Origin of the sequence: Pseudomonas sp. LG1E9 (genome assembly GCF_003290225.1) — a bacterium.
In the GTDB taxonomy this organism is placed as follows: domain Bacteria; phylum Pseudomonadota; class Gammaproteobacteria; order Pseudomonadales; family Pseudomonadaceae; genus Aquipseudomonas; species Aquipseudomonas cyclaminis.
Genome location: NZ_CP029983.1, coordinates 4,212,382 through 4,238,896, shown reverse-complemented (window position 1 = coordinate 4,238,896; position 26,515 = coordinate 4,212,382). Strand labels below are relative to the sequence as shown.

Genomic DNA, 26,515 nt, shown 5'->3' with positions numbered 1-26,515 from the left:
CCCGTCAGGCGGCGGCTTGTGGTTGCAGGTGCAGCTCAGTGTCCACCGCCTTGACCAACCCGCTGGCCAGAAACAGCGGTGCCAGGCGTTTGTGCAACTGCGGTTGGACAAACTCTTTCACCGTTTCCAGCGTCAGCACGCCGCTCAGCGGCAACTCGGCCTTGGTGTAAGACAACCAGGCCCTCTTCAACGCCATCAACACATCACTGCCCGCCGTGGAGGCGAAGCGACGGTGGGTGGGTTTGCCGTCGAAGGTGAACATGTGCTGGAACGCATAGCCGCTTTCGTCGCCGCCACTGGCGGTGCAGCGGATGCAGGTGCACGGGCCGTCGCCAAAGGCGCTGCGCAGGTAGGTGTTGAAGTCCACCACGGGTTTGAGTGACAGGCGCTTATCGACCTCGAACAGGTCCCCGGTCATTTTTTCGTCAGTGTTCAACGTGCATTTCCTCGCAGGTCGGTGGCCATTTTTCAAAGCGCGGCACAATAGCAGCCGGGCGAAGTGTGGAACAGCATTTCCACGCAGAGCGGGAGGGTGTCGGGGGTATTCAGGGTGTGAGGGCTCACCGAAAGAACTCACCCGGTGTGGCATCAAACTGCTGCCGAAACGCATTGATAAACGCCGACGTCGACTCATACCCGCACCCCAGCGCCACATCCGTCACCCGCTCGCCTTGCTCCAGGGCGGGCAGGGCGCTCAACAGTCGCAAGCGCTGGCGCCAGGCGCGGAAGGTCAGGCCGGTGTCTTTCAAGAACAAGCGGCTGAGGGTCTTTTCGCTGACCCCCAGTTTTTCGCTCCAATGCCCCAAGGTGGTCTGTTGCTCCGGGCGCAGGTTGAGGCTGCGGTAGATGTGGCGCAAACGCGGGTCGAGGGGCAGGGGCAGCATCAAGTCCACGTGGGGCGCGGCGGCGAGTTGGTCCAGGACTACTTGGGCCAGACGCCCATCTGGACCGTCCTCGGCATACTCCACCGGCACTTCACTGAAGCTGCGGATCAATTCGCGCAACAGGCTGCTCACCTCCAGCACATGGCAAAGCTGCGAGGCCCAGGCGGTCACGCTGCAATCCAGATACAAGCTGCGCATTTCAGTGTGGGGCGAGCTGTACACCCGGTGTGGCATGCCCGCCGGGATCCACACCGCCCGTTGCGGCGGCGCGACAAAACGGCCGGCGCTGGTCTGGATCTCCAGCACCCCGGAAATCGCGTAAGACAATTGCACCCACGGGTGACTGTGACGCCGGGTCAACGCGCGATTGGGCAAGGATTCAGTTCGCCCATATACCGGCCGTGGCAGGCTGGACAGCCCGGGGATACTGCGGCGCACGGTCTTGTCTTGTCCTTTAGGCGGCATTTACTGGCTCATTGGCGTTAGTCGGTAACAGGCCGTTACGTTATAGTCGCGGTGACGCTCTTGGCAACCCCTGGAAGATCTGCTTATGACACGCCCCCGTTTTCTGCCCGACAACTTCACCCTGACCCTGATCGCCACGGTGATCCTCGCGTCCTTGCTGCCCGCCAGCGGCCAGACCGCCGTGGCTTTCGGCTGGGTCACCAACCTGGCCATCGCGCTGCTGTTCTTCCTGCACGGCGCCAAGCTATCGCGCCAGGCCATCGTCGCCGGTGCCGGCCATTGGCGCCTGCACCTGCTGGTGTTCAGCCTGACCTTCGTGCTGTTCCCCTTATTGGGCCTGGCGCTCAAGCCGGTGCTGTCGCCGCTGATCGGCAAAGACCTGTACATGGGCATGCTTTACCTCTGTGCCTTGCCGGCCACCGTGCAATCGGCAATTGCCTTCACCTCATTGGCGCGGGGCAATATCCCCGCGGCGATTTGCAGCGCGGCGGCGTCGAGCCTGTTCGGTATCTTCCTGACGCCGTTGCTGGTGACGTTGTTGCTCAATGTGCACGGTGAAGGCAGCTCCACCGTCGACGCAATCCTGAAAATCAGCGTGCAGTTGCTGCTGCCATTTATCGCAGGGCAAATCGCGCGCCGCTGGATCGGCGAATGGGTCGGGCGCAACAAAGCCTGGCTGAAATTTGTCGATCAGGGCTCGATCCTGCTGGTGGTCTACGGCGCGTTCAGCGAGGCAGTCAATGAAGGCATCTGGCACCAGATCCCGCTGTGGGAACTGGGTGGTCTGGTGGTCGCCTGCTGTGTGCTGCTGGCCTTGGTGCTGGTGGCTTCCAGCGTGCTGGGCAAGGCGTTCGGCTTCAGTCAGGAGGACCGCATCACCATTTTGTTCTGCGGCTCGAAGAAGAGTCTCGCGACCGGCGTACCCATGGCCCAGGTGCTGTTTGCCGGGGCGAGCATGGGCGTGCTGATCCTGCCATTGATGCTGTTTCACCAGATTCAATTGATGGTCTGTGCGGCGTTGGCGCAGCGGTACGCAAACCGGCCGGAGAGCATTCCCGAGTTGATGGGACGGGTGGAGCCTTAATGGTCGGGCCTGTCTATCAGTCATTCCTTAAAGCGACAAGGCAGTCAGTTCGACGTACGGCCGGTCACCACGGTCAACGCCGCGGGCAACGTGAGGCTGGTGGCCGACAGCGGCAGCGGGCGATATTACGACCAGCGGTATCGGGTGGTAGACAGCACCGGTAAGCCCATTCAGTCCGGGAACTATGTGGTCACCGTGACCGCACCGTGACAAAACTGAAGGTATTTTGAGGGGGATGAGCGTCAACAGCCGGCCGAGAAACCTATAGAATGTCGGGCGGCGGCGCTTGTCCTGGGTGGCCGCTCGATCATCGCCAGAGTACCTCGCCCTTCAATGAGCATTTCAGCCGCAACCCCCCAAGCCAACTGGCAACCGGTCATCGCCCTCGCGCTGGCCGCGTTTGTGTTCAATACCACCGAATTCGTGCCGGTCGGCCTGCTCAGCGCCATCGGTGCGAGCTTCGACATGCCCGTGTCCAGCGTCGGCCTGATGCTCACCATCTACGCCTGGATCGTGTCCCTGACCTCGCTGCCGGTGATGCTGCTGACGCGCAACGTCGAGCGGCGCAAATTGCTGATCGTGCTGTTCGGCATGTTTATCGTCAGCCATATCCTCTCCAGCGTCGCCAACAGTTTTGGCTTGCTGATGGTCAGCCGCGTCGGCATTGCCTTGTCCCATGCGTTGTTCTGGTCGATCACCGCGTCCCTGGCGGTGCGCCTGGCGCCGGAAGGCAAGCAGGTGCAGGCCCTGGGGTTACTGGCGACCGGTACGTCATTGGCGATGGTGTTGGGGATTCCCCTGGGTCGTCTGCTCGGCGAAGCCATGGGCTGGCGCACCACCTTCCTGGTCATCGGTGTTTTCGCGGCCGGGCTGGTGTTCTGGCTGGCGCGCACCTTGCCGCCGCTGCCGAGCCAGAACTCCGGCTCCCTGCGCAGCCTGCCGCTGTTGTTCAAGCGCCCGGCGCTGGTGGCGCTGTACGTGCTGACCGCGCTCACGGTGACTGCGCAATTCACCGCCTACAGCTATATCGAACCCTTCGTCGAAGGCGTGGCCGGCATGGATGGCGGCGCCGTGACCCTGATCCTGCTGGTCTTCGGCGGCGCGGGCATCATCGGCTCGTTGCTGTTCAGCCTGGTGCACCGCTTCAACCCGCACCTGTTTGTGGTCGGCGCGGTGTTTATCCTGGCCGCGTGCCTGACGCTGATGCTGCCCCTGAGCGGTGCCGAGTCGTACCTGGTGATCCTGAGCATCTTCTGGGGCATGGCGATCATGGGCTTCGGCCTGGCCATGCAATCCAAAGTGCTGGTACTGGCGCCGGACGCCACGGATGTGGCCATGGCGATGTTCTCCGGCATCTACAACATCGGCATCGGCGGCGGCGCCCTGATGGGCAGTTGGGTCGGCAGCCACTTCGGCTTCGCCTGGATCGGCGTGGCGGGCGGGTTGCTGGCGGCGGTGGCGTTGGCGGGGTATTGCCTGGCGATTCGCAGGTTTGGGACGGGGGTGGCGGGGGCCTGATACGGTCCCGACGCCTTGTTCTGCTGGGTTACAACGCCAGGGCGTTCAACACATGCACCGGGTCATTGTGAATCGCCCTTAGTAGCGCTTTAGCCGGCCCTGTGGGTTCTCGCCGTCCTTGTTCCCAATTGCGCAGCGTGCCCAGATGGACATCTATCATCGCAGCGAACTTCGCCTGGGTCAGTCCGGTTGCCTTACGGATTTCTTTTACTTGAAGCGCGTTGACGGTGAACTCACGCGAGGGCTGACGCTCTCCTCGAATGATGTCATCCATTTCTTGCACGCTTTCCATCAGCCCATCGAAGAATTTGCTCATGGTTATCTCCAGTGTTCGATGATGGCTTTCAATGTTTTGCGCTCATCATTTGTACGCCATTGACTTACCGGTCGGCAATACTGGTGCAATCAGTGGAGACGGATCATCTATTCATATGTAAGCGGGTTTTGAGTTCTATAACGCCGCCAACACCTTCTCCAACTTCTCCTGATCCCGCGCAAACTGTCGAATGCCTTCCGCCAGCTTCTCGGTGGCCATCGCATCTTCATTCGACGCCCAACGGAACTGCGCTTCGTTCAACGGCTGACGCGCTTCGCCCGCCGCGCCCGGTTGCAGTTTGCGCTCCAGCGGGGCGTTATCTTCGGCGAGCTTTTGCAGCAGGTCCGGGCTGATGGTCAGGCGGTCGCAGCCGGCCAGTTGTTCGATCTGGCTGAGGGTGCGGAAGCTGGCGCCCATCACCACCGTCGGGATGGCGTTGGCTTTGTAGTAGTTGTAGATGCGCGTCACTGACTGCACGCCCGGGTCTTCGGCGCCGGTGTAGTCCAGGCCGGTGCTCTTGCAGTACCAGTCGTAGATGCGGCCCACGAACGGCGAGATCAAAAACACCCCGGCGTCGGCGCAGGCCTGGGCCTGGGCGAAGGAGAACAGCAGGGTGAGGTTGGTCTGGATGCCGGCTTTTTCCAGGCGCTCGGCGGTGCGGATACCTTCCCAGGTGGACGCCAGTTTGATCAGCACACGGTCGCGGCCGACACCGGACTGGTCGTACAGGGCAATCAATTGGTTGGCCTTGGCCCACAGCGCGTCTTGGTCGAAGGACAGGCGTGCGTCGACTTCGGTGGAGATACGCCCCGGAATCACCTTGAGAATGCCGCAACCCACCGACACCGCGAAACGGTCACAGGCCAGGTCGACATCGCCTTTGGACACGCTCACCGCGTTACGCAGCAACTCGGCGTATTCCGGGATGGCGGCGGCCTTGAGCAGCAGCGACGGGTTGGTGGTGGCGTCCACCGGGCGCAGGCGGCTGATGGCTTCCAGATCGCCGGTGTCGCAGACCACGGTGGTGAATTGCTTGAGTTGTTCGAGCTTGGACGTCATGAGCGGCTGTCTCCAAAAAAAGGTTATTGGTTGAGGGCCTGTGCGGTATCCAGGTCGGTGATCAGTATGTCCAGGTAGCCGCCCTTGAGCGCGCCGCGAATCGCCTGGACCTTGTTCAGCCCGCCGGCCAGGCCGAGCACGCGGTGGATGCTGCGCAACTTGGGCAGCGCCACCGACACCACGAATTCTTCATCTTCTTCCAGCACCGGTTTGCCCTGGGCATCGAAGTAACGCAGGCAGATATCACCCACCGCGCCGCGCTCGGCCAGCAGGCGCAGCATGTCTTCGGTGTAGTAGTTGCCGCTGTTGCGCAGCAATTGCGAGGGCTCCAGGTCGCCGATGCCGACAATCGCCAGGGTGATGCTGTCAAAGCGTTGCAGCACTTCCTTGACCTCTTCCATCTGCACGATGCGCTGCTTGCTCTGTACCGACTGTTCGATGCTTTGGGACGGCAGCAAATACGCCGGGCAGTTGAGCAGGGTGGCCAGGCGTTGGGTCAGCAGCGTGGCTTCGAACGCGCCTTTGTTACCGACGCCGCCCAGCAGTTGCACCACTTCCTCGGCGCCTTGCTTGCCCGACTGCGCGTGCAGGTGGCCGACCATGGCGCGGATGGTGCTGCTCCACGACGAAATACCGATATGGTCCTGGGGCGACAGGCTGGTTTCCAGGTAGTGGGCGGCGGCCGAGCCGATGGCTTGCTTGATGCTTTCGTCATTGCCGGGCTCGGTGGCTTCCACCACGATCACCCGGCGCACGCCGTAGCGGCGTTGCAGTTGGGTTTCCAGCTCCAGGTGCAGGCCTTGCAGGCGCATCACGCTGATCTTCACGACGCCTTCCTGCAGCGCCCGGCGCAGGGCACGGCTGATAAAGGACTGGGACAGGTCCAGTTGCGTGGAGATTTCGGACTGCTTGAGCCCTTCTTCGTAATAGAGGCTCGCGATCTTGGTGATCAGGCGCTGTTCTTCGATCTGGCTCATGAAGGCCTCAGTGAGTGAAACAATGTCGGTGAGGATACCAAACCCTTAAGACATGATCAGGCCGCCGTCGATATTGATCGCCTGACCGGTCAGGTACGCCGCGTCATCCGAGGCCAGGAACGCGACCAGGCCCGCCACATCCGAGGGCTTGCCGGCACGGCGCAGGGGGATGTTCTTGACCCATTCGGCCATCAACTCGCCCTTGCCGTAGCGCTTTTCGTCGGTGCTGAGGATCTCGCCCCACACGCGGTCGTTGTAGTCCCACATCTCGCTTTCGATGATGCCGGGGCAAAACGCATTGACCGTGATGTTATGCGGCGCCAGCTCCAGCGAAAGGCTCTGGGTGATGCCGATCACGCCCATCTTGCTGGCGGCGTAGTGCGGCGTGTAGATAAAGCCCTGGCGACCCTGGCCGGACGAGGTGTTGATCAACCGACCGCTGCCTTGCTTGACCATGTACTTGGCCGCTTCCCGGCAACCCAGCCACACGCCGGTGGTGTTGACTTGCAGCACCTTGTCGAAGTCGGCGCGGGGCATTTTGTCGTAGTGGTCGATGGTGATGATGCCGGCGTTCTGCACCGACACGTCAATGCTGCCGAAGCGGGCGTGGCCTTCGCGGTAGAGCTTTTCGATATCGCTTTCGTCGGTGACATCGATGCCGAGGGCGAGGGCGTTCACGCCGTATTCCCCGGCCAGTTGCTCGGCGGTGAAGGTCACGCGCTCCAGGTCGTTGGAGGCCAGCACCAGGTTGGCGCCTTCCTGGGCGAAACGCTCGGCGATCCCGGCGCCGATGCCACGGCAGGCGCCGGTGATCACTACAGTTTTACCGCTGAATCGTTGCGACATGATCAACTCCTACCAGCACACAAAACCGCCATCGACCAACAGGTCGACGCCGGTGCAGAAAGACGAGGCCTGGCTGACCAGAAAGATCGCCGGGCCGACCATTTCGTCCACGCTGGCCATGCGGCCCATGGGCGTGGTCTGTTCAAAGATCTTCACCTGGTCGGCCACTTCCGGGCGCGAGTTCATCGGCGTGGCGGTGTAGCCGGGGCTGATGCAATTCACGCGCAAGCCCTTGTCGGCCCATTCCATTGCCAGGCTTTTGCTCAGGTGAATCACCCCGGCCTTGGAGGTGTTGTAGTGCGCCTGCAGCAGGCCACGGTTGACGATACTGCCGGACATGGACGCGATATTGACGATGGCGCCTTTGCCGCGCGGCAACATCACGGCGGCCTGGGCCTGGCAACTGAGGAAGATGCCCGTGAGGTTGATGTCCAGGGTGGTCTGCCAGCGTTGCAGTTCCAGGTCCTCGGCGGCCTGGGCGTTGGCGATGCCGGCGCAGTTGACGGCCACGCTGAGTTCGCCGAGTTCTTGCTCGGTTCGCGCGACCGCTGCATCCAGCGCGGCGCGCTCGGTGACGGTGCCGCTCAGGGCGAGGGCGCGACGGCCCAGGGCCTGGATGCGCTCGACGGTGCTGGCGATGCCGGGGCTGCCGGGCAGGTCAAAACACGCCACGTCGGCACCGGCTTCGGCTAGACCAACGGCAATCGCTTGGCCGATGCCGCTGCCGGCACCGGTGACAAAGGCCACTTGGCCCTGAAGACTAAAAAGCTGCATGAATTACTCCAATCTTGAAATCACAGTGGAACCCCTGTGGGAGGGGGCTTGCCCCCGATGAGGGAGTGTCAGTTGATGCATCTGTAACTGAACCACTGCCATCGGGGGCAAGCCCCTCCCACATTTGAATCTCTGTAGGACTTTAGTTACGCGGTGGCCATTTCCATGACTGAAACCGGTGTGGCCTCGCCGCGCTCCAGGATTCCCATCTGCCGGCCTCGGCTCATCACCATCACCCGATGTGAAAGCCCCAGCACTTCATCCAGGTCGGAACTCACCACAATCACCGCCATGCCCTTGGCCGCCAGATCCGCAATCACTTCATAGATCGCCGCCCGCGCACCCACGTCGATGCCCCGTGTCGGCTCATCCAGAATGAACACCTTGGGATTGCGCGCCAGCCACTTGGCAATGATCACTTTCTGCTGGTTACCGCCGGACAAGCTGGAAATCCGCGACTGCGGCGCGCCTTTCACGCCGAGCCGCGCCACCGCGGTGCGGGCAAATTCACGCAGCGGGGCAGGGAGCACCCAGCCGCGTTTGTCCAGCAGGTCGGTGTTGCCGTAGACCAGGTTGTCTTCGATGCGATGTTCCACCACCACACCTTGCTGCTTGCGGTCTTCAGGCACCAGCACCACGCCGGCCTGGATTGCTTCAAACGGGCTGCGCAGCTGCCGGACTTCGCCGTCCAGCACCATGTGGCCCTGGATATCCAGGGCCGCACCGGCAATGGTGCGCACCAGCTCTGTACGCCCGGCGCCGACCACCCCGGCAATGCCGAACACTTCGCCGGCCCGCACGCTGAAGTCGATGCCGTGCAGGGCGAATTCGCGGCAGGTCAGGTCTTTGACCTGCAACATCACCTGCTCCTGCGGCGCCTGCAAGGCGGGGAAAATCCGTTCCAGGCTGCGCCCGACCATCTGTTCCACCAGCTCGCGCACCGGCACTTGCGCGGTGGCGTGCAGGGCGATCTGGCGCCCGTCGCGCAGCACCAGCACGCGGTCGGCGATACGCGCGATTTCTTCCAGGCGATGGCTGATATAGATAAACGACACGCCTTCGGCTTTCAGCCGTTCGACCTGCTTGAACAGCAGCTCGGTCTCTTCGGCGCCCAGCGCGGCGGTCGGTTCATCGAGAATCAGCAGGCTGGCCTTCAACGTCAGCGCCTTGGCGATTTCCACCAATTGCTGGGCCGCCACGCTCAGGCCTTCGACCTTGCGTGACGCTGGCACGTTGAGCCCCAGGCGTTCCAATTGGATCTGCGCCTGGGCCTCGATGTAATCGCGGTCGACCCGCCCATGACGCATGGGCAGGCGACCGACAAAGATGTTCTCGGCGATCGACAATTGCGGCAGCAGACGGATTTCCTGGTGGATCAGGCCGATACCCGCGCCCAGTGCCGCGCCCGGCGAGGCGGGTGCATACGGCGCGCCGAGCCAGGTCATGCTGCCCCCGACTTCGGGTTGCACGAGGCCGGCGATGATCGACGACAAGGTCGACTTGCCGGCACCGTTCTCGCCGAGCAGGGCCAGCACTTCACCGGGACGAATATCCACATTGACCTGGGACAACACCTGCACCGGGCCGTAGGCCTTGCTGATATTGCGCAGGCACAGCACCGCATCGGTGCTGCTCTCCAGAGCGGCTGCTTGCATGACGACCTCCAAGGCTTACGGGTGCTGTTGCAGGAACGGCGCGACGTTTTCTTTGGTGGTCAGCACGGTGGGCAGCAGTTGTTCCTTGGGTACGGCTTTGCCGGCCTTCAGGTCAATTGCCGAGGCCACGGCCAGGCGCCCCATTTTCTGGGTCTGCTGGGTCATGGTGGCGTTGAGCACGCCGCTTTCGACCGCCTTGAGCCCGGCCACGTCGCCGTCAAACCCGACCACTACGACCTTGTGATCGAGGTTGCCGACCTTCACCGCCTGTGCGGCACCCAGGGCCATGGCATCGGCGCGGCCGAAGAATACGGTGATATTCGGGTCACGCTGGAGCAGGTCCTGGGCCACGGCGAAGCCTTTGTCCTGGGCCCATTCGGCCGGTTGCTGGGCCACGACCTTGAGGTCCGGGAAGGCTTTGAGGCCTTCTTCGAAACCCTTGGCGCGATCATTCTCCGGGGTGGTGCCGAGCTGGCCCTGCAGGATCGCGATGCGGCCCTTGCCGTCGGTGATCTTGCCCACGTATTCGGCCAGGGTCTTGGCGCCGGCCACGCTGTCGCTGGCGATAAAGGTATCGCCGGGTGCGTCGGGGGCGTTGCGGTCCACGGCGATCACCGGAATGTTGGCGGCCTTGGCGGCTTTGACCGGCACACCCGCAGCAGTGGCACCGGCCGGGATGTAGATCAGCACATCGATCTGGCGGGTGATCAGGTCTTCAATCTGGCTGACCTGGGTGGAGGAGTTGCCCTGGGCGTCCACGGTGATCACCTTGATCCCCTTGGCCTTGCCCTCGGCTTCCACCGATTGCTTGATCTGGTTGAAGAAGTCGGCCTGAAGGTTCGCCACGGCCAGGCCGATGGTCAGGTCCTTGGCCCAGGTGGTGCCGGTGGCGGTGAGGGTCGCGGCCGCCAGAGCAGTGGCGATAAGCAGTTTCTTGGGGCTGAACATGTCGGTGACTCCTGGTTTTATTGTTGGAGGGTGTCAACTGTCGAACAGGGTTAACGGGCAGTGCTGGAACGGCGTCGCAGGGTGTCGATGGTCACGGCGAGGGCGATGACCACGCCGATCACCACTTGCTGGATAAACGGGGAAACGCCCAGCAGGTTGAGACCATTGCGCAACACGCCAATGATCAGCACGCCCACCAGGGTGCCGCCGATGCTGCCGACGCCGCCGCTGAGGCTGGCGCCGCCAATCACCACGGCGGCGATGGCGTCCAGTTCCAGGCTCAGGCCGGCACTGGGTTGCGAGGAGTCCAGGCGCGCCGCCAGGGTCACGGCGGCGATCCCGGCGAGGGCGCCGCTGATGGCGTACACCCACAAGGTAATCGCCCGTACCTTGATGCCGGACAGCCGCGCCACTTCCGGGCTGCCGCCCATGGCATAGAGATTGCGACCACCGGCACGAAAGCGCAGGAACACCCACGCCACCAGCAACATCACCAGGAACAGCCCGACGGTGGCCGAGAGAAAACCGAAATGCCGCACCGTGGCCAGGCTGGTGAACCACTCCGGGTAACCGACGATCTGCCGGCCTTCGGTGAGGATATTCGCCAGGCCACGCGCCACCGACATCATGGTCAGCGTAGCGATAAACGGCGGCAACTTGGCGTAGGTAATCAAGCCCCCGGACACCAGCCCGGCGAGCATGCCGGTGGCGATCGAAATCGGAATCGCAAAGCCCAGCGGCACGGCCTGATCCTGATAAAGCCAGCCGAGCATCATCATCGAGAAGGCCAGTACCGAGCCTACCGACAGGTCGATGCCGCCGATGACGATCACCGCCGTCATGCCAATCGCCAGGATGCCCAGCACCGTGACCTGATCAAGGATGTTCAGGCCATTGCGCAACGAGAAGAAGAATTCGGAGCTGAAGGAGAAGACCAGCACCAGCAGCACAAGACCGATCAGCGGGCCGCCGATATTGCTGGGGAGCAGTTTCACCAACCGTGGGCGGGGTGGCGGCTTGAGTTCGGCCGGGTGCTGGACAATAGCTTTGGCGTCCACAGTGTTCTCCTGATTTATTTTTTTTGGAGTGCTTTCAGGCGCCTTGAATATTTATGCGTGCCTGACTGTTAATTCAGATTCCAGTGACACCGTGTCAAAGTCAAGCGCTTAATTTTTCGGATATGCCTCTAATCCGGTGCTTTTATCCCGGCCAAAGCCACGGGATAGACCCGCCGGTGTGGGATTTTGCCCGTTTGTCCGAGGGATGTTTCTTCGATTTATTTGATTTTTCCGTGGATCGCTCACTTGACCGCGCGGACGATCAGCGTCTAAATAGAAATATATTGTCACTGCTGAATAAATATTCAAAACAGCTTTGGACGCTTTTACCTCACGTGGTCAGCCCCACAGGAGCCGCTGCATGAATGCCTTCCAGTACGACGCCCACCAGATCAAGGAACAGGCCCGCCTGATCCGCCGTCATGTGATCCGCCTCAACGCCGACTCACCGGCCGGCGGCCACACTGGGGCGGACCTTTCGGAAACCGACATCCTCGCCACCCTGTACTTCCGCATCCTCAATACCGGCCCGGAACGCACCGAAGACCCTGAGCGCGATATCTATATCCAGAGCAAGGGTCATGGTGTGGGCGGTTTGTACTGCTGCCTGGCGCAGGCGGGCTATATCCCCACCGAATGGTTGCCCACCTACCAGCACTTCAATTCCCACTTGCCGGGCCATCCGGTGCGCCAGAAAACCCCCGGTATCGAACTCAACACCGGCGCCCTCGGCCACGGCTTGCCGGTGGCGGTGGGGCTGGCGTTGGCGGCGAAGATGTCCGGCAGTAAAAAGCGCATCTATGTCCTGACCGGCGATGGCGAACTCGCCGAAGGCTCCAATTGGGAAGCCGCCATGGCCGCCGCCAAGTACGGGCTGGATAACCTGTTTGTGATCGTCGACAAGAACAAACTGCAACTGGCCGGCCTGACCGCCGAGATCATGCCGCTCGACCCGCTGGATGTGAAATGGGCCGCCTTCGGCTTCACCGTCAGCGAGTGCGATGGCAATGACGTGGGCCAGTTGATCGACACCCTGGAACGCATGCAGACCCAAACCGGCGCGCCCCAGGTGCTGATCGCCCACACCATCAAAGGCAAGGGCGTGTCCTTTATCGAAGCCCGCCCTGAATGGCACCACCGCGTGCCCAAGGGCGATGAAATCAATGCGGCACTGGAGGAGTTGAACCATGGCGAGTGAACATTTGGCGAGCGTCATGGTGCAGGCCTTTATTGACGCAGTCGACGCCGGGCTGGATGTGGTGCCAGTGGTCAGCGACTCCACGTCCACGGCCAAGATCGGCCCGTTTGTGCAGCGCTTCCCGGAGCGCTTGATCAACGTCGGGATTGCCGAGCAGTCCTTGGTCAGCGTCGCGGCGGGGTTGGCCCTGGGTGGCAAGATTGCGGCCACCTGCAACGCGGCACCGTTTTTGATTTCCCGCGCCAATGAGCAGATCAAGGTGGACGTCTGCTACAACCAGGCCAATGTGAAAATGTTCGGCCTGAACGCCGGTACCAGCTACGGCCCGTTGGCCAGCACCCACCACAGCCTCGACGATATTTCGGTGATGCGCGGCTTTGGCAATGTGCAGATCTTCGCGCCGGCCGATGCCATCGAGTGTCGGCAGATTGTCGATTACGCGCTGCGTTACCACGGCCCGGTGTATATCCGTCTCGACGGTAAAGCCTTGCCGGACGTACACGCTGGCGACTACCACTTCCAACCCGGTCAGGTGGATATCCTGCGCCAGGGCGCGGATGTGAGCATCGTCGCGTTGGGCTCGGTGGTGCATGAAGCCGTGGACGCCGCCGCCTTGCTGGCGGAGCAGGGCATCCAGGCGCAGGTGATCAATCTGTCATCGATCCGGCCGTTGCAGCGTGATGTACTGCTCAGCGCCTTGAGCGGCACCCGCGCGGTGATCAGCGTGGAAGAACACAATATCAACGGTGGCGTCGGCAGCCTGGTCGCCGAAGTGCTGGCCGAAGCCGGGCTGGGCATTGCCCTGATCCGCCTGGGCATCGGCGATGGCGAATACGCCGCTGCCGGCGCCCGTGAACCGACCCGCGCCTTGCATAACATCGACGCGGCTGGGATTGTGGCGGCTGCCACTCGGTTGCGGTGAACCCATGACTAACAACACTCCGCTGATCCTGGCGATAGACGAAGGCACCAGCAATGCCAAGGCGGTGCTGGTCAATGAACTGGGGCAGGTGATTGCTCGCGGTTCGCGGCCACTGAGCGTCAGCCATCCCCAGGCCGGTTTCTCCGAACAGGACCCGCTGTTTATCTGGCACAGCACCCTGGCCGCGATGGAGGAATGCCTCGCCCAGGTGGATCGGCCCATCACCGCCGTGGCGATCAGCAACCAGCGTGAATCCGTGGTGGCCTGGGACCGGCGAACCGGCGAGCCGTTGTCACCGTGCATCAGTTGGCAATGCCGCCGCTCCATGGCGTTGTGTACCCAATTACATGAGCAGGGGCATGAGGCGCTCATCCTCGAAAAAACCGGCTTGGCCCTCGACCCGATGTTTTCGGCGGGCAAATTCCGCTGGATTCTCGACAACCTGGACAACGGCCACGCCCGCGCCGCAGCGGGTGAGATTTGCCTGGGCACCGTCGACAGTTGGCTGCTGTGGAAACTCAGTGGCGGCCGGGTGTTTGCCACCGACTATTCCAACGCGGCGCGCACGCAGCTGTTCAACCTGCACACCTGCGCCTGGGATCCCGAGTTGCTGGACCTGTTTGCCATTCCGTTGGCGGCGCTGGCACCGATCCAGCCCAGCGCCGGTTTCTTCGCCGAAACCGTCGCGTTGGGCGGCTTGCCTGCGGGCATCCCGGTGATGTCGATGATCGGCGACTCCCACGCCGCGCTGTACGGGCAGGGCGGTTTTGCACCGGGGCTGGTCAAGGCCACCCTCGGCACCGGCTCATCCTTGATGACGCCCATGAGCGGCCCGATTGCGTCCACCCATGGGCTGTCGACCACCCTGGCCTGGCATGACGGCGGCAAGCCGACCTTCGGCATGGAAGGCAATATCGTCCACACCGGCGCCGCCGTGCAGTGGGCCTCGCGGCTGGTGGCCGGCGAATCCCTGGATGCCCTGACCGAGCAAGCGGCGCAACTGCCGGACAATGGCGGCGTGTACTTCGTGCCGGCCCTGTCGGGTCTGGGCGCACCGCATTGGAAAGCCGATGCACGTGGATTGATCTGCGGGCTGACGGAAGCCACCTCGGGCGCGCATATCCTGCGGGCGTCGCTGGAGTCCATCGGTTATCAGATTCGTGATGTGTTTGAAGCGATGCAGCAGGACATCGGCAGCCCGTTGAAGGAACTGTGGGTGGACGGCGGCGCCACGCGCAACCGTTGGCTGATGCAGTTCCTGGCCAACCTGCTGCAACGCCCGGTGGTGCGCAGCCTGTCGCCGGAAGTGTCGGCGTTGGGCGCAGCGCATCTGGCGGGCAGGGCGTTGGGGATTTGGGCGAGTGATCAAGCGTTGGGGCAATTGGAGCGCCAGCGCGAGCGGTTCGAGCCGCAGGATGATCTGGCGATGGCAGCCCGTTACGCAGAGTGGAAAAAGGCCTTGGCCCGCACCCTTCTCTAAAGATCCGTGGAGATCAACTGTGGGAGGGGCGGTGCGATGATTCGACTTGCCCCCGATAGCGGTTTATCAGTCAGCTCATCTGTAACTGTCGCCCACCGTCACCGGTTGCACCTGATAGCTGCGGCGCGCGTTTGCCGCTTCAACCGTGGCCACATCCAGGTTACCCCACAGCGGTCCCAGCACTTTCGCCGCGTCCTGCGGATGGTTTTTCACCCATTGTCCGGCGCTTCGAGCAGCGGCAGGCCGCTGGGGAATTCGTGCCAGCTCATCGCGGCCCGATCCGCCAGATAGCGAGCCGGCGGCTGGCCTACGGTCTTGCGGAACATGGTGATAAAGCCGCTGGCGTTTTCATAACCCAGGTCCAGGGCCACCCGCTGCACGCTGTCGCCCGTGGCCAAACGTTGCAACGACAGGATCACATGCAACTGCCGACGCCAGCGGCCGAAACTCAGGCCCAGTTCCTCCAGCAACAGGCGCGTCATGCTGCGTTCACTCATGCCGATACGCACGGCCCATTGGCCGAGGGTGGCTTTGTCGGCCGGGTCGGCCAGCAGGCTATTGGCCAGGCGGCGCAAGCGTGAGTCCTGGGGCATCGGCAGGTGCAGGGCTTCCAGCGGGGCTTGGGCGAGTTCATCCAATAGCGTGTTGATCAACCGTCCCTGGGCACCGTCGACCTCGTACAGTTGTGGGAAGCCGATCGCCTTGCTGATCAACTCATGCAACAGACCCGACACGCCCAACGTGCAGCATTGCGTGGGCAGGGCGCCTGCGGCATCGGGGTCGATCAGCAGGCAATACACATGGGCTTCGCCATTGCCCCGCGCCGAATGCGACACGCCACCGGGAATCCATAGCGCGCATTGCGGCGGAACAATCCATATCCCGGCCTCGATTTCACAGTGGATCACCCCGCGCAGGGTGTACATCAACTGGCCCTTGCGGTGAGTATGCGGGGTGTGCTCCCAGGTGTCCGACGCGCTGCTGGCGCCCACGGCCACCACGGCGCGCTGAACCACATCGGCATCCTTGGCCAGCAGCGGGTCGTGCAGATCAAGGCGCAGGTGTTTCATGGCAGGTCTCGAAAGTTGGCCGAATTGCGAAATAGTCTGGCTATTCTGTGCAATGCCGTCCAGCGCGGGCTTTCTTATAGTGAGATCCACTCTCATTAAGGAGCTTTGCCATGCGACTCGACAGTACAACGTTCCCTGTAGTCAAAATCGTCTTCGATGCCCCGAACCAAGGCGGGCCGGAGGACGCCTTCCGGGTCTTTGAAGACCTGTTGGCACGGCAGCAATCCTTCCTGCTGCTGCACGAAAAAGCCGTGGACGAAAACGACTACGAACACTCCCATGAACAGCGCAAGCAAGCCTCGATCTGGATGAAGAAGCACCGACAGGCGCTGCACACGTTCGTCAAAGGCATGATCCAGGTAGAACCCAGCGCCGCCAAACGCCTGGCACTCAAACCGTTTGCGCTGATGTTCGGCAAGGCCTGGGGCTATCCGTTGCTGGTGGTGGAGTCCAAGGACCAGGCCTGGGCGTTGGCGCGGGATGTGCTGGATGAGCGGGTGTCGGATGTGGCGCATTTTTGAAGGCGCGCAACACCTATCTGTGGCGAGGAGGCAGGCTTTCTCGCCGGTCGGCGAGCGGTGCAGGGTCAATTGAACTACTTTGACTGACGAGCGATCCCTACCCGGTACTGATCCATGCGCACGTTGTTGAAAAGATATATGGCCCTGTTGGACAACGACCTGAGTACGCAGATTTTCGACAATGTGAAAAACCTGCTGGTCTGCGCACTGTTGTTTGCGGCGGGCACCAACGCGCTTCTCGGTCAGCAGGCCCTTTTTATCGGCGTGTTTGCGTCAAACGTGGCGGGCTGGGGGTTGATCATCCTGTCCACGGTGTTGATGTTCCTGAACGTCAGCGATGGCATTCGCAGGCTGGCCAAGCTGCGTTATCACCTGGCCTTGCAGCTGTTGCTGGTCCTGGTTTATCTGGTGGTGGCCGAGCGGGTGGTAGAGATTGTGTGGGGCTTCCGCGCGCCTTGAAAATCGAGGTATTAACGCGTTCACGCTAGAATCGCCGCACGCGGACCCAGGATGCGCACCATGCCCACGCTTTATTGTTACGTCGATGGTTCTGACAACCAAGCAGTCGAATCGGTATTGGTCGACGCCTTTCGCGCGTTTGTCAGCGATTGGGCGCAATATTGCGCCGTGTTTGTGAATCACCAGCACGAGCGTACACCCGACATGGCGCCTGATGACCTGAATGATTGGTTTATCGGGCTCAACCTTCCTTTGCCTCCCGTTAGCCAATCTCAAATTGACCAATTGGTCCTGTTTGCAAAATCCTTGGCGGGCGCAGCAGGACGAGATTTTGTGGTGGGTATTTCGTTGCCGTCCGGGCTTTGCGAGGATCTGGTGTTTCTCGATGCAAACGCTGACGAGACTGAGGGGTTACGCCTGTACACACAGTTGGAGGCTGCGCTCCATGGGGCTTGATATTCATCTTGAGGCTGATAAGCGAATGTCCCTGGCACATCTGGCTGACGCTGTGAACGCGGTGGGTGGTGCTGAACTGGAACAGCATGAACAGTCGGTGGAGGCGCATTTTTATTCAGGTCTTTTTCTGAGCGGCTGCTATGAAGTGGATGATCCTGATATTCGGGCGCAAGACACGAATGATCTGGCATTTACGGTGGCCATTCGTTGTTATCTGCGCATCAAAGGGCCTGCGCCGGAGGGCGCTGATCCATTGGCTGACGTCAGGGAACTGGCGCAGCAACTGGCTACGAGGTGTGACGCCTGTTTCTTGATGTCGTTTCAGTACGAGTCCCTCATGTATTACCGGGACGAGGCGGGGTTTCACGTTCTGTAGTAGCTCACCTGACCTGCGTGTTTCAGGTATCCTCCGCGCCCCGCTTATCACTGATTCAAACCACGATGACAGGACAAGACATGCAGGCGCTGCTGGAGTCGATCCTCGACGAAGTGCGCCCACTGATCGGCCTCGGCAAAGTTGCCGATTACATTCCCGCGCTGGCCGATGTACCGGCCAACCAACTAGGTATCGCCGTGTACGGCAACGACGGCTCGGCCTACCGCGCCGGCGACGCCGATACGCTGTTCTCGGTGCAGAGCATTTCCAAGGTGTTCAGCCTGGTGCAGGCTATCGACCACGGCGGCGAAAGCATCTGGGAGCGCCTGGGCCATGAGCCTTCGGGGCAACCGTTCAACTCCCTGGTACAACTGGAGTTCGAGCGCGGCCGGCCACGCAATCCCTTCATCAACGCCGGCGCATTGGTGATCTGCGACATCAACCAGTCACGCTTCGCCGTGCCGATTCTGTCGATGCGTGACTTTGTGCGGCGCCTGTCGGGTAACCCGCAGATCCTGGTCAACAAAGTTGTCGCCGACTCCGAAGCCCAGCACGGCGCACGCAACGCGGCCATGGCCTACCTGATGAAGTCCTTCGGCAATTTCCATAACGACGTGGACGCGGTGCTGCACAGCTACTTCAACTACTGCGCCTTGCAGATGAGCTGCCTGGACCTGGCCAAGGCCTTCAGCTTCCTGGCCAACGAAGGCACCAGCGCCCACAGCGGCGAGCAGATCCTCACGGCGCGCCAGACCAAGCAAGTCAACTCGATCATGGCCACCAGCGGGCTGTATGACGAGGCGGGCAATTTTGCCTATCGCGTGGGGTTGCCCGGTAAGAGCGGGGTCGGCGGCGGGATTGTCGCAGTGGTGCCGGGGCAGTTCACGGTGTGCGTGTGGTCGCCGGAGTTGAACGCGGCGGGGAACTCGCTGGCGGGGATCAGGGCGTTGGAATTGTTGAGTGAGCGGATTGGGTGGTCGGTGTTTTGAGATCGTTCCCGCGCGAGTGGGAACGATGATCTGGGTCTCATGCAGCTGGATGGGCGTCATCCAGTGCTTTGTCCACCAACAGTTGCACGCCTTCCAGCATTCGGCAGATGCCCAATGCCACATTGCGTTGGGCGCCGTCGATTTCAAAGGCGAGGTGGGTGGCGATGTCGGTGATTGAGGATAGATCCTGGGAGGCGTTGATTAGCAGGGTTTCCGTGCCCAGGTTGGGGCGTACGGTGAAGAGTTTTTCTGGGGGATTTGGGGTGTCTTTGATCATGGTGGAACTCCAAGGGGAATGGAGCTGCCACGGTTCGCGGTCAAACGAATTAGGGTGGCAGCTATACGCGGGTTGACCGACCGGTCCCAAGGAGCCCGGCATACCCGAAGGTATCCCGCGTACAGCTGCCGCGACACGATACAGCAGGCGTCAAGAAAACGCCTGATTCGATGTGGCACAGATGCAGTTGGGAATCGGACGGTCAAATCCGGTCGCTGAATTGGCAGCGACGGCGCAGAGGTTAGTCAGCCGCGTTCCGAGCGACAACCTGAAACAGTCGTGGGAAAACTCTGAGAGTCTGGGGCGAAGTGCTATCCCTGTGGGAGGGGGCTTGCCCCCGATGGCAGTGTGTCAGCCAAAGATGCATCAACTGAAACGGCCTCATCGGGGGTAAGCCCCCTCCCACATTTGGATCTTCATTGGTTTTGGAATCGCCATCCACCCCAAACAAAAAATGCGCCCCTGAGGGCGCATTTTTTTGTTCGGTCAGCTATGCCTATCAGGCAATCGCATCCCAGGCCCGATCACCTTTCTCGTCCTTGATCCGAGTCGGCAAGCCCATCACGTCCAGCGCCTTGAGGAACGGCTCAGCCGGCAGTTCCTCGACGTTGGCCATGTGTTTCACATCCCACTCGCCACGGGCGACCAGCAGCGCGGCGGCTACCGGTGGGACGCCTGCGGTGTAGGAGATGCCCTGGCTGTCGGTTTCGGCGAAGGCTTCTTCGTGGCAGGCCACGTTGTAGATGAACAGTTCACGCGGCTGGCCGTCCTTGGTGCCTTTGACCAGGTCGCCGATGCAGGTCTTGCCGGTGTAGCCAGGGGCGAGCGAAGACGGGTCGGGCAGCACGGCCTTGACCACTTTCAACGGCACCACTTCCAGGCCTTCGGCGGTGGTGACCGGCTTCTCGGAGAGCAGGCCGAGGTTTTTCAGCACGGTGAACACGTTGATGTAGTGTTCGCCGAAGCTCATCCAGAAACGCACGTTGGGCACGTCGAGGTTTTTCGACAGCGAGTGCACTTCATCGTGGCCGGTGAGGTAGAGGTTCTGCGAACCCACGACCGGCAGGTCGTCGGTGCGTTTGACTTCGAACATGGTGTTGCTGGTCCACTGGCTGTTCTGCCAGCTCCACACCTGTCCAGTGAACTCGCGGAAGTTGATTTCCGGGTCGAAGTTGGTGGCAAAGTATTTGCCATGGCTGCCGGCATTGACGTCGAGAATGTCGATCGAATCAATGCGGTCGAAATGCTGTTGCTGCGCCAGCGCGGCATACGCGTTGACGACGCCTGGGTCGAAGCCCACGCCAAGAATGGCGGTGATGTTCTTGTCTTTGCACTCTTGCAGGTGGTTCCACTCGTAGTTGCCGTACCACGGCGGGGTCTCGCAGACCTTGCCCGGCTCTTCGTGGATAGCGGTGTCGAGGTACGCAACGCCCGTGTCGATGCAGGCACGCAGGACCGACATGTTCAGGAACGACGAACCGACGTTGATGACGATCTGCGATTCGGTCTCGCGGATCAGGGCCTTGGTCGCTTCCACGTCCATGGCGTTCAGCGCGAAGGCTTGGATATCGGCGGGAACCTTGAGGCTACCCTTGGCCTTGACGCTGTCGATGATGGCCTGGCATTTGGAGATGTTGCGCGACGCGATAGCAATACGACCGAGTTCGTCGTTGTGCTGCGCGCACTTGTGGGCCACCACCTTGGCGACACCTCCTGCACCAATGATAAGAACGTTCTTTTTCAATTGCTTTCTTTCTCCTATATCCGCCAGCTTACGAAAGGCTGGACAGGTAGTCGTCGTAACCAAATTCACGAACCACTTCGACTGTACCGTCGAGTTGTTTCACTACGATGGACGGCATTTTCAGGCCGTTGAACCAATTTTTCTTGACCATGGTGTAGCCAGCAGTGTCGATGAACGACAGCCGATCGCCGATGGCCAGCGGACGATCAAATTGATACTCGCCGAAGATGTCCCCGGCCAGGCAGGATTTGCCGCACACCATGTAGGTATGTTCGCCGTCGCTTGGCGCCAGCTTGGCGTTGAGGCGGTAGATCAGCAGGTCCAGCAGGTGAGCTTCGATGGAGCTGTCGACGACGGCGAGGTTTTTGCCGTTGTACAGGGTGTCGAGCACGGTGACTTCCAGGGAGGCGCTGTTGGTGATCGCCGCTTCGCCGGGTTCCAGGTAGACCTGCACGTCGTACTTCTGCGAGAACGCCTTGAGACGCTGGCAGAAGGCGTCGATGGCATAGCCTTCACCGGTGAAATGGATGCCGCCGCCGAGGCTGACCCAATTGACCTTGTGCAGCAGCGCGCCGAAACGTTCTTCGATGGTGTTGAGCATTTGGTCGAACAGGCTGAAATCGCCGTTCTCGCAGTTGTTGTGGAACATGAAACCAGAGATCTGCTCGATCACGCCTTCGATCTTCACCGGGTCCCATTCACCCAGGCGGCTGAATGGGCGCGCCGGGTCGGCCAGCAGGTAGTCGGAGCTGCTTACCTGCGGGTTGACACGCAGGCCACGGGTCTTGCCCTCGGAACGCTCGGCAAAGCGCTGCAACTGGCTGATCGAGTTGAAGATGATCTTGTCGCAGTTATCCAGCATCTCTTCGATTTCATCGTCGGCCCAGGCCACGCTATACGCGTGCGCCTCGCCTTCGAACTTCTGGCGACCGAGCTTCAACTCATACAGCGACGACGAGGTGGTGCCGTCCATGTATTCCTGCATCAGGTCGAACACCGACCAGGTGGCAAAGCACTTGAGCGCCAGCAGGGCCTTGGCGCCGGACTGCTCGCGCACGTAAGCAATCTTCTGCATGTTGACCAGAAGCTTCTGTTTATCGATGAGGTAGTACGGCGTTTTGATCATTTTTGAGAGCCTGCGGCGGTGCCTGCCAAAAAAGGACACGCATTGTGCCCGCACTTGGTCAGGATCGAAAGGTTAGTGAGCGGATTTAGCTGCGCCGCGATTATTCTGCCCTGCCAAGATGACAACCCTGCCTTGTGATCAGCCTTTCACCACAACAGGTCCGCTCTCCACAAAGCTAGCTCCCGGGCCTCACGCCACCCGATTACGCCCGCCAGCCTTGGCCTCATACAACTGCTGATCCGCCCGATTCAGCAGCGCCCGTGTGTCGCGGTCCGACGGTGCGGCAATGCCCACGCCGATACTCACCGTGACAGGCCCCACCTGTTCAAACTGCGCGCCGGCAATCGCGGCACGGATCTTCTCGGCCACCACATCCGGGCTGTCCGGTGCTTCGACCGCTGGTAGCAGCACGGCAAACTCTTCGCCGCCGTAGCGGGCGACAAAGTCGGTGACGCGGGTGGTGCTTTGGATCAGTTGGGCGAGTTGGCGCAGCACGTCATCGCCGACAGCGTGGCCGTGGGTGTCATTGATGCGTTTGAAGTAGTCGGCGTCGATCAGCAGCAGGGCAAAAGTGCGGCCGGTGCGTTGGAACAGCAGGCTGTTTTCCGCGAGTTTTTCGTCGAAGCGGCGACGGTTGTAGACGCCGGTCAGTGCGTCGTGGGTCGCAAGGTTGAGCAGCTCGGTATTGGCCTGGGTGAGGTCGGCGGTGCGTTGGGCGACGGTGGCTTCCAGGGAGGCGTTGGCGTCCTGCAACTGGCGCTCCTTGGCCAGCAGGGATTGGGTCATGCCGGTCAGCGAGCGGCCCAGCTGGGCGATTTCCAGCACTGAGTGCGCCTGGGGAAACACCGCGCCGGGCTGATGCTCCTGGACTTGCTTGGCGGACTTGGCCAGCCGTTCGATAGGCCGGCTGAGGGAGGAGGCCAGGCAATACGCCGCGACCACAAACGCCACGGCGGCGAGTACGCCGAGTATCAGGAGTTTGTAGAGCAGCGTGCGTGCCGGTTGCAGGGCCACCTCCAAGGGCTGGCGCACCATGATGTACCAGTTCATTTTCGCGTTGGCGGGGCTTGGCACGGCGACCGAAGCGGTCACAAAACCGTTGGCTGTGCTCCAGCCGGAAGACGTGACCAGCCTGTCTTTGGGCATCTGCTCACCGGCCAACACTTCGGGATAAAGCACCTTGCCATCGAAGTCGACAATCAGTGCCTCGATGTCAGGGATCGCGTCCTTCTGCATCACCGCCGAATCGACGATTTGCGTGACCCAACGCCAGTGCGCATGGGCTCCGAGTACGCCGATGGTCTCGCCTTTGGCGTTACGGATCGGCGCGGCGAAATCGATAAACCGCAACGGCTCGCCATTCGCCGCGCCCGGCAGCAACTTGGCCAGCAGCACCGCTTCATGGGGATCGCCCGTGTACTCGCCGTGCAGGCCCGCCTGGAACCAAGGGCGCTGGCTGACGGATTGATTCACCAGCAGGCCATTCACCGCCTGGCGCACACGGCCATCGACATCGGCGACGCCCATCCAGGCGTATTCGGCGCGAGACTGGGTGCGCAGTTCCATCAGCGTGAGGATGTCCGGCTCGTTCAAGTCACCTTTGCGAAACAGCGGCGCTTTGCTGAGCAGGGAAACCTCCAGCTGGCGCTCGTGCAGTTGCACAGCCAGCAGCGCAGCCGTGGATCGTGCCGTGCTCAACAAGGCATTGCCGCTGGCCTGCTTCATTTGCCCCGTGGCGATGTGCCCTACATAAAAACCCACGCTCAGTAACGTGAGCAAGGACAAAGCAGCAAACCATAGGGTCAAGTGAGTGCGCAGGCTGGCTTTGATCATGGGTGCTCATTTGGATGTGTTGTTCGCGAGCATAGTACCCGCAATGAATGGGTGCCGTGTCTGCTAAAGGTAGGTCTTAACATGAGTGAAACTTGTGATGGTCTAAAATATAATGAGTTTGTCTCACTATGATCTAATCCCGACAATGACTGCCATGCATAACGACATTGGAGTTGTAAGTCATGGCAGTCGCTCATTCCCTTGGATTTCCGCGCATTGGACGCGATCGTGAATTGAAAAAAGCGCAGGAAGCGTTCTGGAAGGGTGAGCTCGACGAAGCCGGCCTGCGCGCCGTTGGCCGTGACTTGCGCAAAACCCACTGGGATTTGCAAAAACAGGCCGGCATCGAGTTGCTGCCCGCTGGGGATTTCGCCTGGTACGACCAGGTGCTGACCCATTCGCTTATGTTCGGCGTGATTCCCGAGCGCTTTCGCCCGGCGGATGGCAAGGCCACGCTGCACACCCTGTTCGGCATGGCGCGTGGTCTCAGCGACAGTTGCTGCGGCGGTGCCCACGCCCAGGAAATGACCAAGTGGTTCGATACGAACTACCACTACCTGGTGCCGGAATTCAGTGTCGACCAGCAGTTCCACCTGGGCTGGGACCAACTGTTCGAAGAAGTCCAGGAAGCCCGCGAGCTGGACCACAACGTCAAGCCTGTCGTGATCGGTCCGCTGACCTACCTGTGGCTGGGCAAGGCCAAGGGCGGTGACTTCGACAAACTCGACCTGCTGGACCGCCTGCTGCCGTTGTATGGCCAGATCTTCCAGCGCCTGGCGGAACTGGGCGTGGAATGGGTGCAGATCGACGAGCCGATCCTGGTGCTCGACCTGCCGCAGGAATGGAAGAACGCGTTTGAACGCGCCTACAACCTGATCCAGCGTGACCCGCTGAAAAAACTGGTCGCCACTTACTTTGGCGGTTTGGAGGAAAACCTGGGCTTGGCCGCCAACCTGCCGGTCGACGGCCTGCACATCGACCTGGTGCGCGCGCCGGAACAGTACCCGACCATCCTCGATCGCCTGCCGGCGTATAAGGTGCTGTCCCTGGGAGTGGTCAACGGCCGCAACGTCTGGCGCTGCGACCTGGAAAACGCCCTGGCGACCTTGCGGCATGCCCATGAAAAACTCGGTGATCGCCTGTGGGTGGCGCCGTCCTGCTCATTGCTGCACAGCCCGGTGGACCTGGGCCGTGAAGACCAGCTCGATGCCGAGTTGAAAAGCTGGCTGGCCTTTGCCGTGCAGAAGTGCGCCGAGGTGGCGGTGCTGGCCCAGGCAGTCAACCAGCCTGAAGCGCCCAATGTGCTCGCTGCCCTGACGCACAGCCGCGCCGTGCAGGCCGCCCGTGCTGCTTCGCCGCGTATCCACAAACCGGCGGTCCAGGCACGCGTTGCCGCCATTACCGCCAAGGACAGTCAGCGCCGCTCGCTGTTTGCCCAGCGTATCGCGCAGCAGCGTGCAGGCCTCAACCTGCCGCTGTTCCCGACCACCACCATCGGTTCGTTCCCGCAGACCGCCTCGATCCGCCTGGCGCGCCAGTCGTACAAGGCCGGCAAGTTGAGCGAAGCCGAATACGTCGAAGCAATGCACAGCGAGATCAAGCACGCCGTCGAAGTGCAGGAAAACCTCGGCCTGGATGTGCTGGTGCATGGCGAAGCCGAGCGTAACGACATGGTCGAATACTTCGCCGAGCAATTGGACGGCTACGTGTTCACGCGCTTTGGCTGGGTGCAGAGCTATGGTTCGCGCTGCGTGAAACCGGCGGTGATCTTCGGCGACCTGAGCCGCCCGAAGGCCATGACGGTGGAGTGGATCCGCTATGCCCAAGGCCTGACCCACAAGGTCATGAAAGGCATGCTGACCGGCCCGGTGACGATGCTGATGTGGTCGTTCCCCCGCGAAGACGTGAGCCGCGAAGTGCAGGCCCGCCAATTGGCCCTGGCCATTCGTGATGAAGTGGTGGACCTGGAAGCGGCCGGCATCAAGATCGTGCAGATCGACGAAGCCGCCTTCCGCGAAGGCCTGCCATTGCGCCAGGCGCAGTGGCAGCCCTACCTGGACTGGGCCACCGAAGTGTTCCGCCTGTGCGCCTCCGGCGTACGGGACGACACCCAGATCCATACGCACATGTGCTACAGCGAATTCAATGATGTAATCGAGTCCATCGCGGCGATGGATGCCGATGTGATCACCATCGAAACTTCACGCTCGGACATGGAGTTGCTGGACGCGTTTGAAGCCTTCGCGTACCCGAATGACATCGGTCCGGGCGTCTACGATATTCACTCGCCACGGGTGCCGGATGCGTCGGAAATGGCCAACCTGCTGCGCAAGGCGGCCAAGCGGATTCCGGCCGAGCGGCTGTGGGTGAACCCGGATTGCGGGTTGAAGACGCGGGGCTGGCCGGAGACTGAGGCGGCGTTGATTCATATGGTGACTGCGGCTCGCCAGCTTCGAGCTGAATTGGCATAGCACGGTCAA

The 26,515-nt window shown here is 61.5% G+C and carries 26 protein-coding genes and 1 pseudogene; 11 read left to right on the top strand and 16 right to left on the bottom strand.

Features of this window, described 5'->3' with window-relative positions; genetic code table 11:
* Window positions 1-4 precede the first annotated feature (4 nt).
* Together DNK50_RS19240 and DNK50_RS19235 are read right to left on the bottom strand one after the other, a co-directional pair.
* The gene (locus tag DNK50_RS19240) at window positions 5-436 is read right to left on the bottom strand and encodes a hypothetical protein (protein ID WP_112195831.1); all 432 of its coding nucleotides are present in this window, start codon (window positions 434-436) and stop codon (window positions 5-7) included.
* Window positions 437-560: 124 nt separating this feature from the next.
* A complete protein-coding gene (locus DNK50_RS19235) occupies window positions 561-1,349 on the bottom strand; it encodes a helix-turn-helix domain-containing protein (protein WP_112195829.1) in 789 nt (262 codons plus the stop codon).
* Between the two features lie 85 nt (window positions 1,350-1,434).
* On the opposite strand from DNK50_RS19235, the gene DNK50_RS19230 reads away from it, so the two are divergent.
* Window positions 1,435-2,433, top strand: coding sequence for a bile acid:sodium symporter family protein (locus DNK50_RS19230; protein WP_112195827.1), 999 nt, complete (start codon window positions 1,435-1,437; stop codon window positions 2,431-2,433).
* 333 nt (window positions 2,434-2,766) lie between these two features.
* Window positions 2,767-3,951: a sugar transporter gene (locus tag DNK50_RS19220; protein ID WP_112195825.1), complete on the top strand. Its 1,185-nt coding sequence runs from the start codon at window positions 2,767-2,769 to the stop codon at window positions 3,949-3,951.
* Window positions 3,952-3,979: 28 nt separating this feature from the next.
* Here the strand turns inward: DNK50_RS19220 and DNK50_RS19215 are convergent, their stop codons facing one another.
* From DNK50_RS19215 to DNK50_RS19180, 8 genes are all read right to left on the bottom strand, one after another.
* Window positions 3,980-4,267 carry a DNA-binding transcriptional regulator gene (locus tag DNK50_RS19215; protein WP_112195823.1) on the bottom strand — a complete coding sequence of 96 codons (288 nt, stop codon included), beginning with the start codon at window positions 4,265-4,267 and terminating at the stop codon, window positions 3,980-3,982.
* 135 nt (window positions 4,268-4,402) lie between these two features.
* Window positions 4,403-5,326 carry a transaldolase gene (gene tal / locus DNK50_RS19210; RefSeq protein WP_112195821.1) on the bottom strand — a complete coding sequence of 308 codons (924 nt, stop codon included), beginning with the start codon at window positions 5,324-5,326 and terminating at the stop codon, window positions 4,403-4,405.
* Between the two features lie 23 nt (window positions 5,327-5,349).
* Entirely contained in the window at window positions 5,350-6,303 is a 954-nt protein-coding gene (locus DNK50_RS19205) for a sugar-binding transcriptional regulator (protein WP_032889554.1), read from the bottom strand.
* 45 nt (window positions 6,304-6,348) lie between these two features.
* Window positions 6,349-7,149 carry an SDR family oxidoreductase gene (locus DNK50_RS19200; protein ID WP_099586946.1) on the bottom strand — a complete coding sequence of 267 codons (801 nt, stop codon included), beginning with the start codon at window positions 7,147-7,149 and terminating at the stop codon, window positions 6,349-6,351.
* A 9-nt stretch (window positions 7,150-7,158) separates the two neighbouring features.
* Window positions 7,159-7,923, bottom strand: coding sequence for an SDR family oxidoreductase (locus DNK50_RS19195; RefSeq protein ID WP_099586945.1), 765 nt, complete (start codon window positions 7,921-7,923; stop codon window positions 7,159-7,161).
* Between the two features lie 146 nt (window positions 7,924-8,069).
* Window positions 8,070-9,578 carry a sugar ABC transporter ATP-binding protein gene (locus DNK50_RS19190; protein WP_112195819.1) on the bottom strand — a complete coding sequence of 503 codons (1,509 nt, stop codon included), beginning with the start codon at window positions 9,576-9,578 and terminating at the stop codon, window positions 8,070-8,072.
* Window positions 9,579-9,593: 15 nt separating this feature from the next.
* The gene (locus tag DNK50_RS19185; RefSeq protein WP_112195817.1) at window positions 9,594-10,526 is read right to left on the bottom strand and encodes a sugar ABC transporter substrate-binding protein; all 933 of its coding nucleotides are present in this window, start codon (window positions 10,524-10,526) and stop codon (window positions 9,594-9,596) included.
* Window positions 10,527-10,576: 50 nt separating this feature from the next.
* A complete protein-coding gene (locus DNK50_RS19180; RefSeq protein WP_099586942.1) occupies window positions 10,577-11,584 on the bottom strand; it encodes an ABC transporter permease in 1,008 nt (335 codons plus the stop codon).
* Between the two features lie 361 nt (window positions 11,585-11,945).
* Here DNK50_RS19180 and DNK50_RS19175 point away from each other — a divergent pair, with 361 nt between their 5' ends.
* The 3 genes from DNK50_RS19175 to DNK50_RS19165 are packed head-to-tail and all read left to right on the top strand — an operon-like array spanning window position 11,946 to window position 15,184.
* A complete protein-coding gene (locus DNK50_RS19175; RefSeq protein WP_099586941.1) occupies window positions 11,946-12,782 on the top strand; it encodes a transketolase in 837 nt (278 codons plus the stop codon).
* A complete protein-coding gene (locus DNK50_RS19170; RefSeq protein WP_112195815.1) occupies window positions 12,772-13,704 on the top strand; it encodes a transketolase family protein in 933 nt (310 codons plus the stop codon). The genes DNK50_RS19175 and DNK50_RS19170 overlap by 11 nt, the downstream gene beginning before the upstream one ends.
* Window positions 13,705-13,708: 4 nt before the next feature.
* Window positions 13,709-15,184 (top strand): glycerol kinase GlpK, encoded by a 1,476-nt coding sequence (locus tag DNK50_RS19165; RefSeq protein ID WP_112195813.1) that lies wholly within the window; start codon window positions 13,709-13,711, stop codon window positions 15,182-15,184.
* A 96-nt stretch (window positions 15,185-15,280) separates the two neighbouring features.
* On the opposite strand, the pseudogene DNK50_RS19160 reads toward DNK50_RS19165, so the two are convergent.
* Window positions 15,281-15,406: pseudogene (locus DNK50_RS19160) on the bottom strand (ABC transporter substrate-binding protein); the annotation flags it as partial.
* Window positions 15,394-16,254, bottom strand: coding sequence for a helix-turn-helix domain-containing protein (locus DNK50_RS19155; RefSeq protein ID WP_112195812.1), 861 nt, complete (start codon window positions 16,252-16,254; stop codon window positions 15,394-15,396). The gene DNK50_RS19155 and the pseudogene DNK50_RS19160, both read right to left, overlap by 13 nt.
* 110 nt (window positions 16,255-16,364) lie before the next feature.
* Between DNK50_RS19155 and DNK50_RS19150 the strand changes: the two genes are divergently transcribed.
* The 5 genes from DNK50_RS19150 (at window position 16,365) to glsB (ending at window position 19,055) form a co-directional block, all read left to right on the top strand.
* Complete coding sequence (locus DNK50_RS19150) at window positions 16,365-16,775, top strand: hypothetical protein (RefSeq protein WP_099586937.1); 411 nt, start codon at window positions 16,365-16,367, stop codon at window positions 16,773-16,775.
* Between the two features lie 114 nt (window positions 16,776-16,889).
* Window positions 16,890-17,234 carry a hypothetical protein gene (locus DNK50_RS19145; RefSeq protein WP_099586936.1) on the top strand — a complete coding sequence of 115 codons (345 nt, stop codon included), beginning with the start codon at window positions 16,890-16,892 and terminating at the stop codon, window positions 17,232-17,234.
* Between the two features lie 60 nt (window positions 17,235-17,294).
* A complete protein-coding gene (locus DNK50_RS19140; protein ID WP_099586935.1) occupies window positions 17,295-17,690 on the top strand; it encodes a hypothetical protein in 396 nt (131 codons plus the stop codon).
* Window positions 17,680-18,066, top strand: coding sequence for a hypothetical protein (locus DNK50_RS19135; RefSeq protein WP_099586934.1), 387 nt, complete (start codon window positions 17,680-17,682; stop codon window positions 18,064-18,066). The genes DNK50_RS19140 and DNK50_RS19135 overlap by 11 nt, the downstream gene beginning before the upstream one ends.
* A gap of 80 nt (window positions 18,067-18,146) precedes the next feature.
* On the top strand, window positions 18,147-19,055 hold the full coding sequence (gene glsB / locus DNK50_RS19130; RefSeq protein ID WP_099586933.1) for a glutaminase B: 909 nt from the start codon (window positions 18,147-18,149) through the stop codon (window positions 19,053-19,055).
* Between the two features lie 37 nt (window positions 19,056-19,092).
* Here the strand turns inward: glsB and DNK50_RS19125 are convergent, their stop codons facing one another.
* From DNK50_RS19125 to DNK50_RS19110, 4 genes are all read right to left on the bottom strand, one after another.
* Window positions 19,093-19,332, bottom strand: coding sequence for a DUF6124 family protein (locus tag DNK50_RS19125; RefSeq protein ID WP_112195810.1), 240 nt, complete (start codon window positions 19,330-19,332; stop codon window positions 19,093-19,095).
* A 499-nt stretch (window positions 19,333-19,831) separates the two neighbouring features.
* Window positions 19,832-21,076, bottom strand: a complete 1,245-nt coding sequence (locus DNK50_RS19120; RefSeq protein WP_112195808.1) for a saccharopine dehydrogenase family protein — start codon at window positions 21,074-21,076, stop codon at window positions 19,832-19,834.
* 28 nt (window positions 21,077-21,104) lie between these two features.
* The gene (locus tag DNK50_RS19115; protein ID WP_112195806.1) at window positions 21,105-22,202 is read right to left on the bottom strand and encodes a carboxynorspermidine decarboxylase; all 1,098 of its coding nucleotides are present in this window, start codon (window positions 22,200-22,202) and stop codon (window positions 21,105-21,107) included.
* A 189-nt stretch (window positions 22,203-22,391) separates the two neighbouring features.
* Complete coding sequence (locus DNK50_RS19110; RefSeq protein WP_112195804.1) at window positions 22,392-24,035, bottom strand: sensor domain-containing diguanylate cyclase; 1,644 nt, start codon at window positions 24,033-24,035, stop codon at window positions 22,392-22,394.
* Window positions 24,036-24,217: 182 nt separating this feature from the next.
* On the opposite strand from DNK50_RS19110, the gene metE reads away from it, so the two are divergent.
* Window positions 24,218-26,506, top strand: coding sequence for a 5-methyltetrahydropteroyltriglutamate--homocysteine S-methyltransferase (gene metE, locus DNK50_RS19105; RefSeq protein WP_112195802.1), 2,289 nt, complete (start codon window positions 24,218-24,220; stop codon window positions 26,504-26,506).
* Window positions 26,507-26,515 lie beyond the last annotated feature (9 nt).

Excerpts from the sequence above, each read along its gene's own strand:
- DNK50_RS19170 (WP_112195815.1), top strand. The coding sequence starts at position 12,772 with ATGGCGAGTGAACATTTGGCGAGCGTCATGGTGCAGGCCTTTATTGAC.
- DNK50_RS19125 (WP_112195810.1), bottom strand. The coding sequence starts at position 19,332 with ATGATCAAAGACACCCCAAATCCCCCAGAAAAACTCTTCACCGTACGC.
- DNK50_RS19140 (WP_099586935.1), top strand. The coding sequence starts at position 17,295 with ATGCCCACGCTTTATTGTTACGTCGATGGTTCTGACAACCAAGCAGTC.
- DNK50_RS19235 (WP_112195829.1), bottom strand. The coding sequence starts at position 1,349 with ATGCCGCCTAAAGGACAAGACAAGACCGTGCGCCGCAGTATCCCCGGG.
- DNK50_RS19205 (WP_032889554.1), bottom strand. The coding sequence starts at position 6,303 with ATGAGCCAGATCGAAGAACAGCGCCTGATCACCAAGATCGCGAGCCTC.
- DNK50_RS19155 (WP_112195812.1), bottom strand. The coding sequence starts at position 16,254 with ATGAAACACCTGCGCCTTGATCTGCACGACCCGCTGCTGGCCAAGGAT.
- DNK50_RS19230 (WP_112195827.1), top strand. The coding sequence starts at position 1,435 with ATGACACGCCCCCGTTTTCTGCCCGACAACTTCACCCTGACCCTGATC.
- DNK50_RS19135 (WP_099586934.1), top strand. The coding sequence starts at position 17,680 with ATGGGGCTTGATATTCATCTTGAGGCTGATAAGCGAATGTCCCTGGCA.
- DNK50_RS19165 (WP_112195813.1), top strand. The coding sequence starts at position 13,709 with ATGACTAACAACACTCCGCTGATCCTGGCGATAGACGAAGGCACCAGC.
- DNK50_RS19220 (WP_112195825.1), top strand. The coding sequence starts at position 2,767 with ATGAGCATTTCAGCCGCAACCCCCCAAGCCAACTGGCAACCGGTCATC.
- DNK50_RS19150 (WP_099586937.1), top strand. The coding sequence starts at position 16,365 with ATGCGACTCGACAGTACAACGTTCCCTGTAGTCAAAATCGTCTTCGAT.
- DNK50_RS19110 (WP_112195804.1), bottom strand. The coding sequence starts at position 24,035 with ATGATCAAAGCCAGCCTGCGCACTCACTTGACCCTATGGTTTGCTGCT.
- DNK50_RS19115 (WP_112195806.1), bottom strand. The coding sequence starts at position 22,202 with ATGATCAAAACGCCGTACTACCTCATCGATAAACAGAAGCTTCTGGTC.
- metE (WP_112195802.1), top strand. The coding sequence starts at position 24,218 with ATGGCAGTCGCTCATTCCCTTGGATTTCCGCGCATTGGACGCGATCGT.
- DNK50_RS19145 (WP_099586936.1), top strand. The coding sequence starts at position 16,890 with ATGCGCACGTTGTTGAAAAGATATATGGCCCTGTTGGACAACGACCTG.
- DNK50_RS19175 (WP_099586941.1), top strand. The coding sequence starts at position 11,946 with ATGAATGCCTTCCAGTACGACGCCCACCAGATCAAGGAACAGGCCCGC.
- DNK50_RS19185 (WP_112195817.1), bottom strand. The coding sequence starts at position 10,526 with ATGTTCAGCCCCAAGAAACTGCTTATCGCCACTGCTCTGGCGGCCGCG.
- DNK50_RS19190 (WP_112195819.1), bottom strand. The coding sequence starts at position 9,578 with ATGCAAGCAGCCGCTCTGGAGAGCAGCACCGATGCGGTGCTGTGCCTG.
- glsB (WP_099586933.1), top strand. The coding sequence starts at position 18,147 with ATGCAGGCGCTGCTGGAGTCGATCCTCGACGAAGTGCGCCCACTGATC.
- DNK50_RS19200 (WP_099586946.1), bottom strand. The coding sequence starts at position 7,149 with ATGTCGCAACGATTCAGCGGTAAAACTGTAGTGATCACCGGCGCCTGC.
- DNK50_RS19215 (WP_112195823.1), bottom strand. The coding sequence starts at position 4,267 with ATGAGCAAATTCTTCGATGGGCTGATGGAAAGCGTGCAAGAAATGGAT.
- DNK50_RS19195 (WP_099586945.1), bottom strand. The coding sequence starts at position 7,923 with ATGCAGCTTTTTAGTCTTCAGGGCCAAGTGGCCTTTGTCACCGGTGCC.
- tal (WP_112195821.1), bottom strand. The coding sequence starts at position 5,326 with ATGACGTCCAAGCTCGAACAACTCAAGCAATTCACCACCGTGGTCTGC.